Below are 17,470 nucleotides of genomic sequence, written 5' to 3'. Positions count from 1 at the left end.
TGGTTCCTTCGGTGGAAAGCGGGGACGTCTAGCGGTAGGTGTCGGGGATGCCCGGCACCGGCGAGATCCAGTCGTTGCCGTTGAAGTCGAACGAGCGCGGCTTGGCTTCCTGCTCGGGCTTGGCGCTGGTGCTGCCGCTGATGCGATAGGCCAGCGCCCCGGCGCTGCCCCTGGCGGCGATCGCCTGCAGCGCCTGGCTCATCGCCGCCGTGGGCAGCACGTTGAGCTGGATCACGTCGCCGGCGAGCTCGGGAATGTCGCGCTCGAAGCTGGCGTGCAGCCGCACCGGCACCAGCTCGGCCACCTGCAGCTGGCCGTCCAGCGAGGTGAAGTCCATCCCGGCGTAGCTGTTGTTCTGGATACGCACGGTCAGCCGCCACTGACCGTTCGGCAGCACCACCAGTTGCTGGATGCTCAGGGTCGGCGGGTACACGCTCTTCTTCGCCGGACCACAGGCGGCCAGGCCCAACAGCAAGACGGGGATGATCCAGCGCAGCAGACGCATGGCGACTCTCCAAACGATCGTTTGAATGTTGATTCTAACCGCGATCGAGGGGGTTGGCGCCAGTGGTGGCGAATGATCGCCGGTGGCAGCGGCGTGGAGTCGCCAGGCAGGTCGGCCGGTGCCCGCGAAACCTTCGGCAGGCGCAATCCGGACTTTGGTGCGGAGGGCCGGCGAAGGTTTCGCGGGTACCGGCAAACGGGCATCATCGACTTTTCATCCTTCATCCGCAGGGCTTCCATCGCATGTCACGACGCTTTGTTGCACGCCGCTCGCCGATCCACGGCAATGGCGTGTTCGCCACTGCCCCGATCGCCAAAGGGGAGCAGATCATCGAGTACAAGGGCAAGTTGATGAGCCACGCCGAAGCGGACGACTTGTACGGCGACGGCGGCGAGACCGGCCACACGTTCCTGTTCACGCTCAACGACGACTACATCGTCGACGCCAACCAGGGCGGCAACAGCGCGCGCTGGATCAACCACAGCTGTGCGCCAAATTGCCGCGCCGTGGTCGAGGAGAGCGCCAGCGGCGACCCGCGGCGGGATCGCGTACTGATCGAGGCGATCCGCGCCATCAAGCCGGGCGAGGAGCTCACCTACGATTACGGCATCGTGCTCGACGTGCCGCACACCGCGCGCCTGAAGAAGCTGTGGAAGTGCCTGTGCGGCTCGCCGAAATGCACCGGTACGCTGCTCAAGCCGAAGCGGTAGTCAACGGCCGAAATTCGCTTCTATACTCGCCGGCATTGCCCGCCATGGGGGAGGGCAGTCAGGGACAGCGACAAGGGGAAGGAAGCGATGGAAACCAATCCGTATGCCGCGCCGGCGGCCGTGGTCGACGATGTGGCCGCGTGGGATGCGTACGACCTGGAAAACCGCAAGGCCGGGCGCGGCAAGCGCCTGGGCGCGGCGCTGCTGGACGGGCTGGTCAACGTGATCTGGCTGGCTCCGGTGCTCTGGGCCGCCACCATGGCCGGGCCGGTCAGGCAGGGACTCAAGCCTGCCGCGCCGATGGTGGGGCTGATGCTGCTCGGTATGGCATTGATGCTCGGCGTGCTGGTGGTGAACTGCCTGATGCTGCACCGTAGCGGGCAGACCGTCGGCAAGCGCGCGGTGGACATCGCGGTGGTGCGCACCGACGGCAGCCGCGTCAGCCTGCCGCGCTACATCTTCCTGCGGGTGCTGCCGGTGAGCCTGATCGGCGTGATCCCGTTGGTGGGCAAGTTGATCGGCCTGGTCGATCCGCTGCTGATCTTCGGCAAGGAGCGCCGCTGCCTGCACGACCTGATCGCCGACACCATCGTCGTCGACGTCTGATGATCGACACCGTGCGCGAGATCGAGACGCCCGAAGGCGTCTCGCTGCGCCTGCGTGCGGCCGGCGCGTTGCCGCGCGCACAGGCGTGGATGGTCGACCTGCTGCTGCGCCTGCTGGTGCTGTTCGTCGCAATGATCCCGCTGGCGCTGTTCGGCAAGGGCGGCAACGGGCTGGCCATGCTGCTGATGTTCGCGCTGCTGTGGGCATACTCGGTGGCGTGCGAGGTGTGGCTGGATGGGCAGACCCTGGGCAAACGCGCGCTGGGCCTGCGCGTGGTCAAGGCCGACGGCACGCCGGTGACCTGGCTGCCGTCGGTGGTGCGCAATCTGCTGCGTGTGGTGGACGCGCTGCCGGGCGTGTACGGCGTGGGCCTGGCCAGCACGCTGATCGACCCGCATGCGCGCCGGCTCGGCGACATCGTGGCCGGCACCATGGTGATCCACGCACAGGAACTGCCGGCCGGCCAGCAGGTACCGGCGCTGCCGGCGATACCGTTGCCGCTGGTGCTGGCGGCCGACGAACAGGTCGCGCTGGTGGAGTACGCCGAGCGCGCCGGGCAGCTCACCGTGCAACGGCAGGAAGAACTGGCGAACCTGCTCGCGCCGCTGACCGGGCGAAACGACACTGCGGCGATACGGCAACTGGTCGCGCACGCCAACTGGCTGCTGGGGCGGGCATGAAGCAGGAACGCTTCGTCGCATTGCACAGCCGCGAGTGGGACGGTCTGCAGTCGTGGCTGAACGCGCTGGACCGCCAGCCGAAGCGCACCCTGCGGCAGGAACCGGCGCTGGAGTTTCCGCAGTCCTACCGGCGTGTGTGCCACCACCTGGCGCTGGCGCGCGGGCGCGGCTACAGTCACGAGGTCACCGAGCGGCTGCAGCGGCTAGTGCAGCAGGGGCATCGCGTGCTGTACCGGCCGCCGGCACCGCGCTGGCATCGGGTGGCGGCTTTCCTGGTGGCGGGTTTCCCGCGCCTGGTGCGCGCGCAGTGGCGCTGCATGGCGCTGGCGGCGGCGCTGTTCTACCTGCCGGCACTGTGCCTGCTGGTGCTGCTGCAACTGCGCCCGGAGTTGGCGCACACGCTGTTCAGTAGCACGCAGCTGACGCAGTTCGAGAAGATGTACGACCCGGCCAACGCGCACATCGGCCGCAGCAGCGGCACCGACCTGCAGATGTTCGGCTACTACGTGATGAACAACGTCAGCATCGCGTTCCGCACGTTCGCCTCGGGCCTGGTCTTCGGCGTCGGCGCGATCTACGTGCTGGGCGCCAACGGCGTGCTGATCGGCGGCATCGCCGGACACCTCACCGCGATCGGCTACGGCGGCCCGTTCTGGCGCTTCGTGGTGGGCCATTCGGCGTTCGAGCTGAGCGCGCTGGTGATCGCCGGCGGCGCCGGCCTGCAGTTGGGCCTGACCCTGCTGGCGCCGGGGCGGCAGCGGCGCGGCCCGGCACTGGTCGCGGCCGGCTGGGTCGGCGCGCAGCTGGCGTTGGGCGCGTTCGCGATGTTGCTGGTGGCAGCCTTCATCGAGGCGTACTGGTCGTCGATCGCGGCGTTGCCGGACGCGCTGAAGTTCGGCAGCGGCGCGTTGCTGTGGCTGCTGGTGCTGGGCTGGCTGTGGCGCGGCGGCAGGGCAGACACGCATGGAGCTTGAACGGATCAGCGTGGTGCTGCGACCGCGCACGCCGCGCGAGGCGCTGGACCTGGGCGCCGCGATGCTGCGCGCGAACGCGGCGGCGGTGTGGTCGGCGTGGTTCGCCTTCACGCTGCCGGTGTTCGTGCTGTGCAATGCGCTGGGCGTGCTGCTGGGGCTGCCGTGGCTGGGCCTGCTGCTGGTGTGGTGGCTGAAGCCGCTGTTCGACCGCTTGCCGCTGTACGTCCTGTCGCGCGCGGTGTTCGACCGCGCACCAGGCTGGCGCGAAACCCTGCGCGGCCAGCGCCAGTGGAGCTGGCGAAGCACGCTGGCCGCGCTGAGCTGGCTGCGCGTCGACAGCAGCCGCGCGCTGCGCCTGCCGCTGGACCTGCTCGAAGGCGCGCCGCGCCAGCAGCGTGCCGCGCGCTGGAAGGTGCTGCGACGGCGCATCGTGGGCGAGACCAGCCTGCTCACCTACGGCTGCCTGCAGTTCGAGCTGGTGCTGTTCCTCAGCTTCTGGCTGTTCGCGCTGCTGCTGATCCCGCACGAGTGGCGGCCCGAATCGCTGGCCAGTTTCTTCCGCGACGACGTGCACGTCGCCGCCACGCCGTGGATCCTCGCGGCTGCGACGGTGGCCTACCTGGCGATGAGCGCGATCGAGCCGCTGTACGTGGCCTGCGGTTTCGCGCTGTACCTGAACCGGCGCACCCAGCTGGAAGCGTGGGACATCGACCTGGCGTTCCGCCGCCTGCGCGCGCGCCTGCAGGGGCTGGGCAAGCTGCTCGGCGTGCTGCTGCTGTGCGCCGGCGCGTTGCCGCTGTCCGTGCGGGCGGCAACCGCGAGCGTGGACGTGCCGAAGCCGGTGGCCAGCAACCTCGACCAGGTGTTCGGATCGCTGCCGGAGCGTGCGGACCGGCGCTTCGCCGATGCCGCGGCGGAGGTCTACCGCGACCCGCGCTTCGGCGGCCAGCGCAAGGTTCGCCGCTGGACGCTCAAGTACGCCTCGGAACCGGCCGCGCGCGCGCAGCCGCTGTCGTTCCCGCTGCTGGCCCGCGTGCTGGCGGTGGTGTTCAAGGGCTTGCTGTGGCTGCTGCTGATCAGTGCCGTCGGCGCGCTGGCGTGGTTTGCCTGGCGCTGGCGCGGGCGGCTGCTGCCGGCGGCGGACGAGCCGTTGCCGGCGCTGGCGCAAAGCCTGCAGGCGAATGCCGCGAGCGCGGCGCCGCTGCCGGCCGACCTCGCCGGCGCGACCCGCGCGCTGTGGCAGGCGCGGCAGCGCCGCGAGGCGCTGGCGCTGCTGTATCGCGGCTGCGTGGAACACACCGCGCAGCTGCTGCGGCTGCCGCCGGCGGCGGAGGCGACCGAGGCGGACTGGCTGCGCCAGGCCACGGCCATCGCCGACCCCGCCCGTGCGCAACGCGTGGTGGCGATCGTGCGCGCCTGGCAGTTCGCCGCGTATGCCGGGCGCTACCCGGACGACGCCGCGATCGAACAGCTGCTGAGCGGCTGGCCGGCGCAGGCGGGGGCGTCGGCATGAACCGGCGGGCGCTGCTGCTGCCGGGCCTGCTGGTGCTGGGTGCCGCGTTGCTGGTGGCGGGCTTCTTCGCCACCTTCGAGCGCAAGGACGTCAGTGAGCCGGTGGCCGCCCATGGCGAGGCACGCTACAACCGCTTCTTCGCGCTGGAGCAGACGCTGCGCCGGGTGGGCGAGCCGGTGATCTCGCTGACCACGCTGGACCCGAAGAAAATGCCGCTGACGTCCGGCGCCACCCTGCTGCTCGGCGCCGAGGCGGCGCGGGTCGATGCCGACGATGCCGCGCGGATCGCCGCGTTCGTGCGCAGCGGCGGCCATCTGCTGCTGTCGCCGGGGGCCGCCGCGACGGCGCGCATGCCGCTGTTCGAGGCGCTGGGCCTGCTCGATCCGCGCCCGGCGGAACATGCCTGCAGCCTGCTGCGCGCCACCGCCGCGAACGAGAAGGAGGGCGTGCTGCTTTGTGGCCACCGCTTCCGCCTGCAGCCGGGCGTGCCGGTGGATGCGGTGATCGGTGACGCGCAGGGTGGCTACCTGTTCGCGCGCACCCGGCTGGGCCAGGGCACGGTCAGCCTGCTCGCCGGTTTCGACGCGCTCTCGCGCAACCAGCTGAAGCAGGCCGCCGCGCAGCAGTTCGCCTGGCAGCTGCTCGCGCCGAACCGCGGGCGCGGCGTGGTCTACCTGGTCTACGCGCTGGACGGCCCGGCCTTCCTCACGTGGCTGACGATCGAGGGCTGGCCCGCGTTGCTGGCGCTGGCCGTGTTGCTGGCCGCGTGGATGGCGATGCGCAGCGCGCGGCTGGGTCCGCTGATGCCGGCGCCGGCCTTGCATCGGCGCGCGCTGCTCGAACACGTGCAGGCTGCCGGCGAGTTCTTGTATCGCCGCGACGGCGGACGCAGCCTGCACCGGCTGGCCTGCGAGACTGTGCTGGCGCGCCTGCGTCGGCGGGACCCCGCCTGCGCGATGCTCAACGGCGATGCCCTTTACGCACGCCTGGCCGAACGCGGCGAGCTCGACGCCGCGCAGGTCGCGCAGGCCTTCCAGTCACCCGCGAACGCGCCGGCGTTCCGCGCTTCCATCACCACCCTGGCCCGACTCAGGAGCCGCCCATGAGCACCGAAACCCTCGCCGCCCCGGCCATGCCGCCGGCACCGCAGTCGATCGCCGAACTCGGCGAGCACGCCCGCGCCCTGCGCACGAAGGTGGCGCGCGCCTTCATCGGCCAGACCGAGGTGTTCGAGCAGGTGCTGCTGGCCCTGCTGGCCTCCGGCCACGTGCTGATCGAAGGCGTGCCCGGGCTGGGCAAGACGCTCCTGGTGCGCGCGCTGGCCGCGTCGGTCGGCTGCAGCTTCGGCCGCGTGCAGTTCACCCCCGACCTGATGCCGGCCGACGTCACCGGCCACGCGATCTACGATCCGAAAACCGAGGCCTTCAAGATCCGCCGCGGCCCGGTGTTCGCCAACCTGCTGCTGGCCGACGAGATCAACCGCGCGCCGGCGAAGACCCAGGCCGCGCTGCTCGAATCGATGCAGGAAGGGCAGGTGACCATCGAGGGTCGCCGCTTCCCGTTGCCGGCGCCGTTCATGGTGGTGGCCACGCAGAACCCGATCGAGCAGGAAGGCACCTATCCGCTGCCCGAGGCGCAGCTTGACCGCTTCCTGATCAAGGTGACCATCGGCTACCCCACGCTGGACGACGAGCGCCGCATGGTCGCCGGCGTGGTCAACGGCAAGATCGCCTCCGACCTCGACGTGGCGCAGGTGAAGCCGGTGCTGGGCCAGGCCGAGCTGGTGGCACTGCAGCAGGGCGTCGCGGCGATCCGCATGGATGCGGCGGTGACCGACTATGCCGTGCGCATCGTGCGCGGCACGCGCGAATGGCCGGGCGTGATCGGCGGCGCCGGTCCGCGCGGCGGCCTGGCGCTGGCGCGGCTGGCGCGCGCGCAAGCGGCGGTGGACGGGCGCGATTTCGTCACTCCGGACGACGTGCGCGCGGTGGCACTGCCGGCCTTGCGCCACCGCCTGCTGCTGGCGCCGGAAGCGCTGCTCGAACGCCAGCGCCCCGATGACGTGCTCAAGGCGCTGCTGCACAAGGTGCCGGCGCCGCGCCAGTGACCGATCACTTCCGCCAACCGTTCGCCCCCTGTAGGAGCGCACTTCGTGCGCGATGCTCGTCGTCACGCCACGCAAAAGCATCGCGCACGACCGCAGGAAGTTCCTTGTGGACAGGGTGCGCTCCTACCGGTGCGATAGGGGATTGCTGATGCGACCCGCGCCCGCGCTGCTGTGGCTGCTGCTCGGCTGGACTGCGCTCGGCGTGCTGGCCAGCCTCGGCTGGCTGCCGCTCGCGGCGTGGCTGGCCGGCGGCGGCGCGGTCGCACTGCTGGCGCTCATCGATGGCTGGCGCCTGCGGCGGATGCCGTCGCCCAGCGTGCAGCGCGAGCTGGCGCCGGTGCTGCCGCTGGGGCCGGAAGCACGCGTGGGCCTGCGTCTGCGTGGCACGGCCCGGCGCGCACAGAAGCTGCACCTGCACGACCTGCATCCGGGCGGCTGGGCGGTGCGCGGCATGCCGCGCAGCGTGACGCTGCCGCCGGGCAGCGACGTGCTGCTCGACTACGCGGTCACCCCCGACGCGCGCGGTCAGTTCAGCTTCGATGGCTGCCACGTGCAACTGCGTTCGCCGTGGCATTGCTGGAGCGCACGCCGCGTGCTCGGTGCGGCGTCGACGGTGCGCGTGTATCCGAACTTCGCCGCGCTGGCCGAGCTGGCTGGGCTCAGCGTGGAGCTGGCCTCGCGCAGCGTCGGTGCGCGGCTGCAGCGGCGCCGCGGCGAAGGCACCGAATTCCAGGAACTGCGCGACTACCGCGTCGGCGACAGCCTGCGCAAGATCGACTGGAAGGCCACCGCGCGCAGCAGCCGGTTGATCTCGCGCGAGTACCGCGACGAGCGCAACCAGCAGGTCGTGCTGATGCTCGACTGCGGCCGCCGCATGCTGGCGCAGGACGACCAGCTGGCGCACTTCGACCACGTATTGAATGCCTCGCTGGCACTGGCCAGCATCGCGCTGCGCCAGGGCGACGCGGTCGGCCTGCTGGCCTGCACCGGCCAGCAGCAGCGCTGGCTGCCGCCGCAGCAGGGCAGCGGCGGCATGGACATGCTGCTCGGCGCCGGCTACGACCTGCAGCCGATGCCGCTGGCCACCGACTACCTCGCCGCCGCCAGCGCACTGCAGGCGCACCAGCAGCGCCGCGCACTGGTGGTGCTGATCACCAACGTGCGCGACGAGGACGACGTGGAACTGCGCATGGCCGTGACCATGTTGTCCAAACGCCACCTGGTGATGCTGGTCAGCCTGCGCGAACTCGCCCTCGACCGCGCCGCCGCCGAACCCGGCGACGAACTGGAAAGCGGCATCCGCAGTGCCGCCGCCATGCACTACCTGGCCGAGCGCGAACGCGTGCACGAAGCGCTGCGCCGCGAAGGCGTGAACACGCTCGACGTGCGCTGCAGTGAACTGTCCGGCGCGCTGATCGAGCGGTACCTGGCGATCAAGCGGGGGAGCCGGTTGTAGGGGTGGCTCGCGCGAGCGTGGGGCATGATCCACGTAAAGGGTCCACGTAAAGGGGACGGAGGTAATTAAATCGGGATAATTACCTCCGTCCCCTTTGTGCTAGCCGAACGCGAACGCGTGCACGAGGCGCTGCGGCGCGAAGGCGTTAACACGCTGGACGTGCGTTGCAGCGAACTCTCCGGCGCGCTGATCGAGCGGTATATGGCGATCGAGCGGGGGAATCGGTTGTAGGGTCGGGCCGGTCGGCGCGAGGGCAGGGTGCGATTCGTTTGTCGCTGTGGGTTTCGGGTGGGAGGATCGTTGCGTGGTCGGTGCCACCGCATGAGGAAAGATGGAGGGATCAGACGGCAGGATTAGGCGGCACGATCAGAGTTCATTCAACAACCGAATTTAAGTTAACTCCGGCGTTGGGTGGCAAGATGGTTCAGGTTCACTGGCCGTGTATCAAGACATGAACCTTATCCTCTTTTCTGCGCGCACCATTTTTTGTGAAAGACAACCAAGGACACATACATGAAAATTAGGTGGCTGTTTCTTCCAATTCTCCTCATCTCCGGGTGCGCTACAGTACCACCCAGCAAAGACGTTATGAGCAGTTTGGCACGTGCCAACCCGGTTCCCTTGATGGCGATAAAACTTCAGAGCGGTGCACCATTACTAAGTACGCATCCCATTGAGGGTGACCTAGGTCCAGGTGCACCAGTCGTGGAGTTAATGCAGGGCAATTCTTATTACCGTCTGTATCGCCTGTCGCCCGTGAACGGTACTCTTCATCTGAAGGTCACCTCTTACTGTGCATGCCTAGGCATGGACAAACGCATAGCGGTTCCCATAGTTCGCGTGCTGACGAAGACTGGGCAGGTGGTAAACCCATCGCCGGACGGATACGATTATTCCGTAGAAGGGCAGGGTAGCTTTACGCCGCTCTCGATGGCGCTTGATGTGACTGTGCCTGGCGCTGACGCCAACTATGCGCTAGTGGCTTCCGATAACTCACACTTAGACACATCTATAACTCGGATCAACTTTGATTGGGGCAACCATCTGGATATTTTGACATATCCCATTGGTCGATTCGATGTTCGATACATCGTTCATTAAGCGTTAACATCTTGGGATCCTGATGAAAAAGCTACTTTGGATGTTACTGGTCGTGTTAACTGCCTGCTCGGCCGATGTGCGTCGATTTGTGCCTCCAGCTGCAAACCTAAATTACATGGCACATCTGATCGCTCTTTCCGACTCTGCAGGAACGCTTTTGCGCTCAGAAGGGCACTATCTATTCATTACATCCGTAGACGGCGCGCAGAGCAAAAGTAACTGGGAGCTTAGGAAATTACCGAGTGACATTTACCTGATGCCTGGTGCGCACCGATTCGGCGTGCTCTACCAACACTCGGGGCTGACCGCCTCGGCGCAGTTCGAGGTCGACGCCAAGGAGGGGATGGCTTACTACATACACCGTCATGCAGGAGCCTACGGTGTCCAATTTTGGCTCACAGAAGGCAAAGAGGATGGTCCAAAGGTTGGCCGGCTGCTGCAGGCGCCAGAATAGCGAAGCCCGGAAATGGTTCCAGGTTTCGTTTTAGATCTGGCTGTGGTCGTGGTGGGCGACGCTTCCAATCGCGTGGGTTCAATGTCGAAAACGGGCAGCGCAACCCGTTTTCGACTCGCCGAGTCCGGCCAAGGCCCGCCTCGGCTTCGCCGGATCAAGCGCCAAGGCGCTTGATCCACGACCGGCCTCTCTGGCCGCTAATCCTCCTCCGCATGCGGCTTCCACGCCGCGCTGAGCTGCTTCTGCACCATCGGCGGCACGGCTTCGTAATGGCTGAGGTCGAGGCTGTAGCGGCCGCGGCCGCCGGTCATCGACTTCAGTTCGGTGGGGTAGTCGGTGAGTTCGGCCAAGGGCGCCTGCGCCTTGATCACCAGCTCGCCGCCGCGCTGGGTGTCGGTGCCTAGGATGCGGGCGCGCTTGCCGGCCAGGCCGCCGGTGACGTCGCCCACGCTGTGCTCGGGGATCGCCACCTCGACGTTGACGATCGGCTCCAGCACGATCGGCTTCGCCTTGCCGACCGCATCGAGGAACGCCTTCTTGCCGGCGCTGATGAAGGCGACCTCCTTCGAGTCGACCGGGTGGTACTTGCCGTCGTACACGGTCACGCGCAGGTCCTGCAGCGGGTAGCCGGCGACCGCGCCGTGCTCCATCGCCTGGCGCACGCCCTTCTCAATTGCAGGCAGGAACTGGCCGGGGATCACGCCGCCCTTCACCGCGTCGACGAATTCGAAACCGGCGCCGCGCTCGAGCGGTTCGATGCGCAGGAAGACCTCGCCGAACTGGCCGGCACCGCCGGTCTGCTTCTTGTGCCGGTGGTGGCCCTCGGCCTGGCCGGCGATGGTTTCGCGGTAGGCGATGCGCGGCGGCTGCGAGTCCACCTCGACGCCGTAGCGCTCGCGCATGCGCTCCAGCATCACCTTCAGGTGCAGCTCGGACAGCCCGCGCACCACCGTCTCGTTGAGTTCCTTGTGGTGCTCGACGCGGAAGCACGGGTCTTCCTCGGCCAGCCGCGCCAGCGCGTTGGAGAGTTTCTGCTCCTGGCCCTTGTGCCTGGGCACCAGCGCCAGACCGAACATCGGCGAGGGGAAGCTCGGCGGGGCCAGCGCGATGCGGTCCTCGTCGTGCGAGTCGTGCAGCACCGCGTCGAAGTGGATCTCCTCCACCTTCGCCACCGCGGCGATGTCGCCCGGGATCGCCGCCTCGATCTCCACGTGGCCCTTGCCCTGCGGGCGCAGCAGGTGGCCGACCTTGAACGGCTTGCGGCCGTCGTCGACCAAGAGCTGGCTGTCGCGGCGCACCGTGCCCTGCCACACGCGGAACACGCCGAGCTTGCCCACGAACGGATCGTTGACGATCTTGAACACGTCGGCGATCACGTGGGCCGCCGGATCGGCGCTGACCTTGAGCGGCGTGCCGTCGCCGCGCACGAACGGCGGCGGGTTGCCCTCGGCCGGGTTCGGCAGCAGCCGCGCCGCCACGTCCAGCAATTCGGGCACGCCCGCGCCGGTGCGCGCGCTGACGAAGCAGATCGGCACCAGGTGGCCCTCGCGCAGGCATTGCTCGAACGCGTCGTGCAGCTGCTGTGGGGTCAGCGCGCCTTCGCCGGCGTCGAGGTAGCGGTCCATCACGGTTTCGTCGACCTCGACCACCTGGTCCACGATGCGCTGGTGCGCTTCGGCCAGCGAGGAAAAATCGGTGGCGCCGTCGGTGTGGAAGAAGCAGTCCAGCACCCGGCTGCCGCGGTTGGCGGGCAGGTTCACCGGCAGGCATTCGCTGCCGAACTCCTCGCGCAGCGCCTCGACCAGCGCCGCCAGCTTGGCGCCGTCGTAGTCGATCTTGTTGATCACCAGCATGCGCGCCAGGCCGCGTGCCTTCGCGTGCATCATCATGCGGCGGGTGCCGTGTTCGATGCCGTTGACCGCATTGACCACCACCGCCACGGTCTCCACCGCGGCCAGCGCCGACAGCGTGCCGCCGCGGAAGTCGGCGTAGCCGGCGGTGTCGATCAGGTTGATGCGGCAGCCGGCGTGGTCCAGGCCGGCGATGCAGCTGTCGATGGAGTGGACGCGCGCCTTCTCCTGGCTGTCGCTGTCCGACACCGTGTTGCCGCGCTCGACCGAACCGATCGCCTGGATCGCGCCGCCGGCGTGCAGCAGCGCCTCGAACAACGTGGTCTTGCCCACGCCGGCGTGCCCGGCGAGCGCGATGTTGCGGATGCTTTCCGTGGAATACGTCACGATGCGACCCTCCCATGCAGGGCGTGGCCTCGTGGCATGAACGGCGCCGCACGAGGCCGCGCGTTGGCGGCTGACGATGGCGGGCCGTCATGGTCGTGTTGTGCCGCTGCAGGGCGTGGCGTGCACCGGGCAAGCGCGGTCATGGCGGAGAGACGGCGCGTGGCGCCGCCCGGCTAGCCTTGAGCGAACCGTCGGTGCGGTCAAGTTGCAGTGCGGGGAACCGCTGCCGTGTAGCGGCGGTCTCAACCAAACGTCGCGGCCCGGCCAGTCGAGCCGCCGCCTGCCCAGCTGTCGTCCGACGCTGGGCGGAGGTTCAAGCGCCATCGGTCATCCTGTCCGTCGCCATTACCCGCGAGGCATCGTCATCGTCCGTCCGCAGCAGCTCGCCCGGCACCGCCCACCGCCGCCGGACCCGGCACCCGGCCAGCTGCCGGGTCGCGGCCTGAGTCCGCTGGAAGGCGCGGCGCAGGCGCTGTTGCGGCAGCGGCGCTGGCGCGAACCACGGCGCGAGCGTCGCCAGCACTGGCTGGCGCTGGTGGTGGCCGGCCTGCTGCATGTGCTGTTCGTGCTGGTGATCTGGCAGCAGATGCGGCCGCCGGTGATCCGGAGCGTGGTGCACCTTCAACTGGATGATGTACTGCAGGTGCGCTTCGTCGCGCGCACGCCGAACGCTGCGGCCGCGCCGCCACCGCCGGCCATGCCAACGCCACCGAAGTCTCGCACGCTGCCCCGTCCGCACGAGCCGCCAGCCAAGAACGCGATGACCCTGCAGGTGCCCACGCCGGCAGCGGCCGCTGCGCCGCGCCTGTATGACGAACATGGCCAGCCGTTGCTGCCCGCGGCCGCTGCCAGCGCGCCCACGCCCGACTACGTGCAGCGCCTGCCGCAGGGCGACCCGCGGATCATGCAGCACCGCAGCCCGGTCACCTACCAGGCCACGCGCTTCGAGAAGGACTGGAACAGCAACAGCAATGCGTTCGACAGCGCGCTGCAGAAGCTGGTGGACAAGACCACGCTGAAGAAGACCATCCGCCTGCCCGGCGGCGTGCGCATCCACTGCGGCGTCTCGCTGGCGATGCTGGCCGGTGGCTGCGGCGGCGATCCGCCGCCACCGCCTTCGGCCAAGGACGGCGACGAGCGCCTCAGCATGGCGCCGGCGAAGCCGCTGGGCGGCGACGCGCACACACCGCCGAAGCCCGGCGAGGAAGCGTGCATCGCGATGTACCGTGCCGGCAAACCGCTGGCGTGGGGTTGCCCGGTCGACACGCCGAGTCGCGCGGTCGATGCCGAGCTGCGCGAGCGTGCCGCGGGAGCCGCCAGGCAGCACTGAGCGTCATGCGGAAGCGCGGGCGCGGCCGCTACACTCGCCGCATGCCCCTGCCGCCCCCGGACCCGCCTGCCAGCCGCCCCGCCAATCCGGCGCGGGTGATGCTGAGCTCGCCGCTGGCGGCAGCCACGCGGGCCCGCGTCTATCACCAGCGCACCCGGCTGCGTTCGCGCGAACGCGGCCTGCGCATCCTTGCCATGGTCAGCAGCTTGCTGGTGCATCTGCTGTTCCTGTTCGGCTTCGTGCTCGGCCCGGCGTTCCAGGTGGTGCCACCGCCGGAGTCACGGCAGCAGTTCCTGCAGGTGCGCCTGGTCGAACCGCCGGAGCCGCCGCCCCCGCCGCCGGTGCGCGGCACCCCGCCGAAGGAGCGCGGCCCGCGGCATCAGGGCCGCCGCAGCCGGCCTGCGCCTGGCAGCGAGCGCAGCGCGAACGCGGTGGCCGTGGTGGCGCCGCCGCCGGCCGCAGCCGCCGCACCGCCGACGATCGCGAAGGCCGCGCCGCCGCGCGCGCCGAAACCGCAACCGGCCGCGGCGCCGCCGGCGCCGGTGAGCCTGCCGCAGCCGGCGCCGACGCCGGCACTGCGGCCGATCCCGCTGGCTGCCGAGCCGCCGGCCGTGAGCTTGCCGACGCCCGTCGTGCAGCTGCCGGTGCCGCCGAAGTTCCAGCCCGAGTCGGTGCGCAAGCCGCAGCTGGAAGGCAACCGCCCGCTGCCGCCGCCGCCGTCGCTGGCGTTGCCGGAACTGCCGCCGCAGGCCGCGCCGCCGATCACCGTGTCGAGCATCGCGTTGAGCACCGAGCTGCAGAAATCCACCGCACCGGCCAGTGTCACGCCGGTCCGCGCGCAGCTTCCCGCCGCGCCGCCGGTGCCCGAGTTGCAGCCCATCCCGTTACCGGCGCAGCCTGCGCCGAGCGTGAACGTGCAGGCGCCATTGAGCGTGCCCGCGCCGACCGTGCCGACCGAGCGGCCACAACTGCAGGCACCGTCGATCGAGGTGGCCCAGGCGGAACTCGAGACGGTGCCGCTGGCGCCGGCCACGCCGTCGCGGATCGAGCCGCCGGCGCCGAGCGCGAAGATCGACGTCGCCGATGCCGCGCGGCAAATGGACGTCCAGCCGTTCATCGCGCGGCCGCAGTTGAGCACGCCGCCAACCGTCGCCGCCGCCGCGCCGGCCGCAGCGGCGGCGAGTCCGCCGTTGGCGTCGCCATCCCCCGCACCGGCCGGGCCGCCCACGCCCAGCCCGGACGACACCCGCAGCGGACGCGATGTCAGCCGCGCCCCCGACGCCACGCCGCAAGGCAGCGAGCTGGCCACGCCCGGCCAGCCCGAAGGCGTGGTCGCTGCGCCGGAAAGCACCCGCACCGGCACCGCCGCCGCGCAGCCGGCGGCGCGACAGGGCCGCGACAAGGGGCGTCGCGGCGAGCAGCCCGGCAAAGGCCAACCCGGCGGCGACCAGCCCGGTGCGGAAGAAGGCAAGCCGCAGGGCGAGCTGGGCAGCTACGTGCAGCTGAAGCCGCGCGGCGACACCGAGATCATGCGCCACGGCGTGCCGAACATCGGCTACCAGCCGACCCGCTTCGAACAGGACTGGGCGCCCGAGGGCGAAAGCTCGATCGACACCGCCCTGCGTCGCGCGGTGGAGAAGACCAAGGTCAGCCACACCTTCCACCTGCCGCGTGGCGTGCGCGTGAAGTGCACGGTGATGCCGTTGCTGCCGATCGCGCTGTTCGGCTGCGACAACCCCGATCCGCCGGCGAAGCCGGTCGACGGCAAGGTCTACGAACGCCTGCACCTGGCGCCGGCCAACCCGGCCGCCGCGCCCGCTCCGGCGGTCAGCCGCACCGCCCCAGCGCCGATGGTCACGTTCGACAACAGCGCCGAATGCGCCGCCGCCCGCGTCGCCGGCAGCCCGCCACCTCCCGGCTGCGCAGGTCCCGTGCTGCCGGCCAGGCCGGCCACACCCGCCGCGTCATCCAGCTCATGGGTGCCGGCGAGCGATCAGTTCCACTGAGTTGCGGCAGAGGGCCATTCCCGATCAGGCGAACCGAATACACCGTGGCCGCCGCGGTTCAGCACACGAGCATGGCCCCGGGAGATGACGACAACCGTCAACACGCACGCACCTGATCCAGCAACCACGGCATTTTCGCCCCCGTTACACCCTCATTTTCGCCCGGGTAACTCATACACCCTCAAAAGTCGCTGATAACAACGGCAGGATGCCCGCCCGACACGCGCATGGCATCCCCGCAAGACCATGATCCGATGCAGGAATCCGCCGCTTGTACGGTCGGGAGTGGCGCCGCATACTCGGCGCAACACCCCACTTTTGGGGTCTACTTAGCGTTAGGCTTCAAACCCATGATCAAACGCGTCACGTGGGCAATTGCAATCGGCATCTTGGCAACCGTCGTACTCATTGCCTTGTCCTTCGCCGCCGATTCATACGGGTTAACGCCGTTGGCCAGCGCGCTGTTTTGGCAAAACTCACTGCTGCAAAGTTTCGCGCCATTGGGTAACGTCGGCACGTCGGCGCATCCGATCTACGAGGGTTCACCGCTAAACTTCCTCGCGTTCCTTGCTAGCATCCCCGTAGGCGTCATCTTTTACAGTCTGGCGGCATACATTGCGCTCTCCGTGGTGAGGCCGCGCGCCTAACCAGTCATCCAAGCGGACGGCTACGCCGCCGCTTAATTCCAGCGTTAGGCGCCTTACGGAGCATTCTAGTGACCGATGAAGAAATTCGCGAAATCGAGGCGCGCTGCAATGCTGCAACAGCTGCACCTTGGCGGTCCTTCATCGAGGGCCGTGACCATATGTCGGGCTCGGACTTCATTCGCACCGGCGGCTTGGATAGTTCGAGCCCAGACATCTACCTCACTGATGCGACTCACGCTGATCAAGATTTCATTGCTCATGCTCGCCAAGACATTCCGTCACTTATCGCAGAGGTTCGGCGCCTCAAAGCGCTCGTCGCCTAGCGTCGCGCGGGCGCTGCCTAACAACTCGTTCAAGGCGGACGGCTTCGCCGCCGCTTAACTCCAGCGTTAGCCTATATGCGCACACTGTTCACTCTTCTGTTGCTCGCGGCCTGCAGCCAAGCATCGGCGACATCTTGCAATGCGGTGAGTCGTAAGCTCACTAACGCTCAACGGGCTACTTGGGCACCTGTGCTGGCCGAACAACTAGCTGTCAGTTCGGTTTCCGTGAGCCAGTCCTTCGCGCTCGCAGGCTGGCACATCGTCTATGTCGAAACCCCCAACACAGATCCGCCATTTCTTTTCTTCCACGGTGATCCCGACCGGACTCATTTCGTCACCCTGTGGGCTGGTGCCGCTCGTTCGCAAGATGAGGGTGCCATCAAGGCGTGGGTCGTCAAAAACGCGCCAGGTATTCCTGCGCAGCTCGCAACTTGTTTTGCGTGGTACGTCACCAAGGCACGTAACCAGTAGACTCGGCTAACAGTTCGTTCAAGGCGGACGGCTTCGCCGCCGCTTAACTCCAGCGTTGAGGCTGTAGAAAAAGCCCTTTCCACGGATGGATAGACGGCCAAAATGACAGCCGTTGCATCACGTCACTCAACGGCGTGGTTTCTTGGGGTTTCGCGTTACGGGTTGCCCGGCTTGATCTGACGCGATGGGTGGGCGTCCCAGGCGCCCATGGCGCGCCTTGTGCCGCTCAGGCCGCCTTGCGGTAGTTCGCCCACTTCTCGATGTTGTGGACCAGCGCGAACAGCTTCCATTGGCCGTCCACCTTCGCTTGGCCGCGAAGGGTGAAGCGATTGAGCCGCTTGTTGGCGCGC

The 17,470-nt window shown here is 68.6% G+C and carries 17 protein-coding genes; 14 read left to right on the top strand and 3 right to left on the bottom strand.

Annotation, left to right across the window (positions count from 1 at the left end; translation table 11 throughout):
* Positions 1-28: 28 nt before the first annotated feature.
* A complete protein-coding gene (locus RHOOR92_RS0111505; protein WP_027490283.1) occupies positions 29-505 on the bottom strand; it encodes a hypothetical protein in 477 nt (158 codons plus the stop codon).
* A gap of 242 nt (positions 506-747) precedes the next feature.
* On the opposite strand from RHOOR92_RS0111505, the gene RHOOR92_RS0111500 reads away from it, so the two are divergent.
* From RHOOR92_RS0111500 to RHOOR92_RS19635, 9 genes are all read left to right on the top strand, one after another.
* Positions 748-1,215 (top strand): SET domain-containing protein-lysine N-methyltransferase, encoded by a 468-nt coding sequence (locus RHOOR92_RS0111500; protein ID WP_007513467.1) that lies wholly within the window; start codon positions 748-750, stop codon positions 1,213-1,215.
* Positions 1,216-1,302: 87 nt separating this feature from the next.
* Positions 1,303-1,821, top strand: a complete 519-nt coding sequence (locus RHOOR92_RS0111495) for an RDD family protein (RefSeq protein ID WP_007513468.1) — start codon at positions 1,303-1,305, stop codon at positions 1,819-1,821.
* Positions 1,821-2,501 (top strand): RDD family protein, encoded by a 681-nt coding sequence (locus RHOOR92_RS0111490; RefSeq protein ID WP_027490282.1) that lies wholly within the window; start codon positions 1,821-1,823, stop codon positions 2,499-2,501. The genes RHOOR92_RS0111495 and RHOOR92_RS0111490 overlap by 1 nt, the downstream gene beginning before the upstream one ends.
* Positions 2,498-3,475, top strand: coding sequence for a stage II sporulation protein M (locus RHOOR92_RS0111485; protein ID WP_027490281.1), 978 nt, complete (start codon positions 2,498-2,500; stop codon positions 3,473-3,475). Before RHOOR92_RS0111490 ends, RHOOR92_RS0111485 begins: the two co-directional genes overlap by 4 nt.
* Positions 3,465-4,988: a hypothetical protein gene (locus tag RHOOR92_RS0111480; protein ID WP_027490280.1), complete on the top strand. Its 1,524-nt coding sequence runs from the start codon at positions 3,465-3,467 to the stop codon at positions 4,986-4,988. The genes RHOOR92_RS0111485 and RHOOR92_RS0111480 overlap by 11 nt, the downstream gene beginning before the upstream one ends.
* Complete coding sequence (locus RHOOR92_RS0111475; RefSeq protein ID WP_027490279.1) at positions 4,985-6,094, top strand: DUF4350 domain-containing protein; 1,110 nt, start codon at positions 4,985-4,987, stop codon at positions 6,092-6,094. Before RHOOR92_RS0111480 ends, RHOOR92_RS0111475 begins: the two co-directional genes overlap by 4 nt.
* A gap of 26 nt (positions 6,095-6,120) precedes the next feature.
* Positions 6,121-7,095 carry an AAA family ATPase gene (locus RHOOR92_RS0111470; RefSeq protein WP_196802018.1) on the top strand — a complete coding sequence of 325 codons (975 nt, stop codon included), beginning with the start codon at positions 6,121-6,123 and terminating at the stop codon, positions 7,093-7,095.
* 148 nt (positions 7,096-7,243) lie between these two features.
* On the top strand, positions 7,244-8,551 hold the full coding sequence (locus tag RHOOR92_RS0111465) for a DUF58 domain-containing protein (RefSeq protein WP_027485836.1): 1,308 nt from the start codon (positions 7,244-7,246) through the stop codon (positions 8,549-8,551).
* A 1,123-nt stretch (positions 8,552-9,674) separates the two neighbouring features.
* Positions 9,675-10,106 (top strand): hypothetical protein, encoded by a 432-nt coding sequence (locus RHOOR92_RS19635; RefSeq protein ID WP_155950230.1) that lies wholly within the window; start codon positions 9,675-9,677, stop codon positions 10,104-10,106.
* 197 nt (positions 10,107-10,303) lie between these two features.
* Here RHOOR92_RS19635 and fusA read toward each other — a convergent pair whose 3' ends face one another.
* On the bottom strand, positions 10,304-12,343 hold the full coding sequence (gene fusA / locus RHOOR92_RS0111460; protein WP_027490277.1) for an elongation factor G: 2,040 nt from the start codon (positions 12,341-12,343) through the stop codon (positions 10,304-10,306).
* 475 nt (positions 12,344-12,818) lie between these two features.
* Here fusA and RHOOR92_RS0111450 point away from each other — a divergent pair, with 475 nt between their 5' ends.
* The 5 genes from RHOOR92_RS0111450 (at position 12,819) to RHOOR92_RS19630 (ending at position 17,120) form a co-directional block, all read left to right on the top strand.
* Entirely contained in the window at positions 12,819-13,673 is an 855-nt protein-coding gene (locus RHOOR92_RS0111450) for a hypothetical protein (RefSeq protein ID WP_027490275.1), read from the top strand.
* Between the two features lie 41 nt (positions 13,674-13,714).
* Positions 13,715-15,679 carry a hypothetical protein gene (locus RHOOR92_RS0111445; protein WP_231378376.1) on the top strand — a complete coding sequence of 655 codons (1,965 nt, stop codon included), beginning with the start codon at positions 13,715-13,717 and terminating at the stop codon, positions 15,677-15,679.
* A 350-nt stretch (positions 15,680-16,029) separates the two neighbouring features.
* Positions 16,030-16,326, top strand: coding sequence for a hypothetical protein (locus RHOOR92_RS0111440; protein WP_155950229.1), 297 nt, complete (start codon positions 16,030-16,032; stop codon positions 16,324-16,326).
* A gap of 68 nt (positions 16,327-16,394) precedes the next feature.
* Positions 16,395-16,649 (top strand): hypothetical protein, encoded by a 255-nt coding sequence (locus tag RHOOR92_RS19315; RefSeq protein ID WP_196802015.1) that lies wholly within the window; start codon positions 16,395-16,397, stop codon positions 16,647-16,649.
* A gap of 75 nt (positions 16,650-16,724) precedes the next feature.
* Positions 16,725-17,120, top strand: a complete 396-nt coding sequence (locus RHOOR92_RS19630; RefSeq protein WP_155950228.1) for a hypothetical protein — start codon at positions 16,725-16,727, stop codon at positions 17,118-17,120.
* Between the two features lie 226 nt (positions 17,121-17,346).
* Here the strand turns inward: RHOOR92_RS19630 and RHOOR92_RS20055 are convergent.
* The coding region (locus tag RHOOR92_RS20055; protein WP_037115356.1) for a transposase at positions 17,347-17,470 on the bottom strand (124 nt) is incomplete at its 5' end.

The sequence above is a fragment of the Rhodanobacter sp. OR92 genome (genome assembly GCF_000427545.1).
GTDB classification, from domain to species: domain Bacteria; phylum Pseudomonadota; class Gammaproteobacteria; order Xanthomonadales; family Rhodanobacteraceae; genus Rhodanobacter; species Rhodanobacter denitrificans.
The sequence above is the reverse complement of the archived record's forward strand: the minus strand, read 5'-3'. Positions and strand labels throughout refer to the sequence as shown.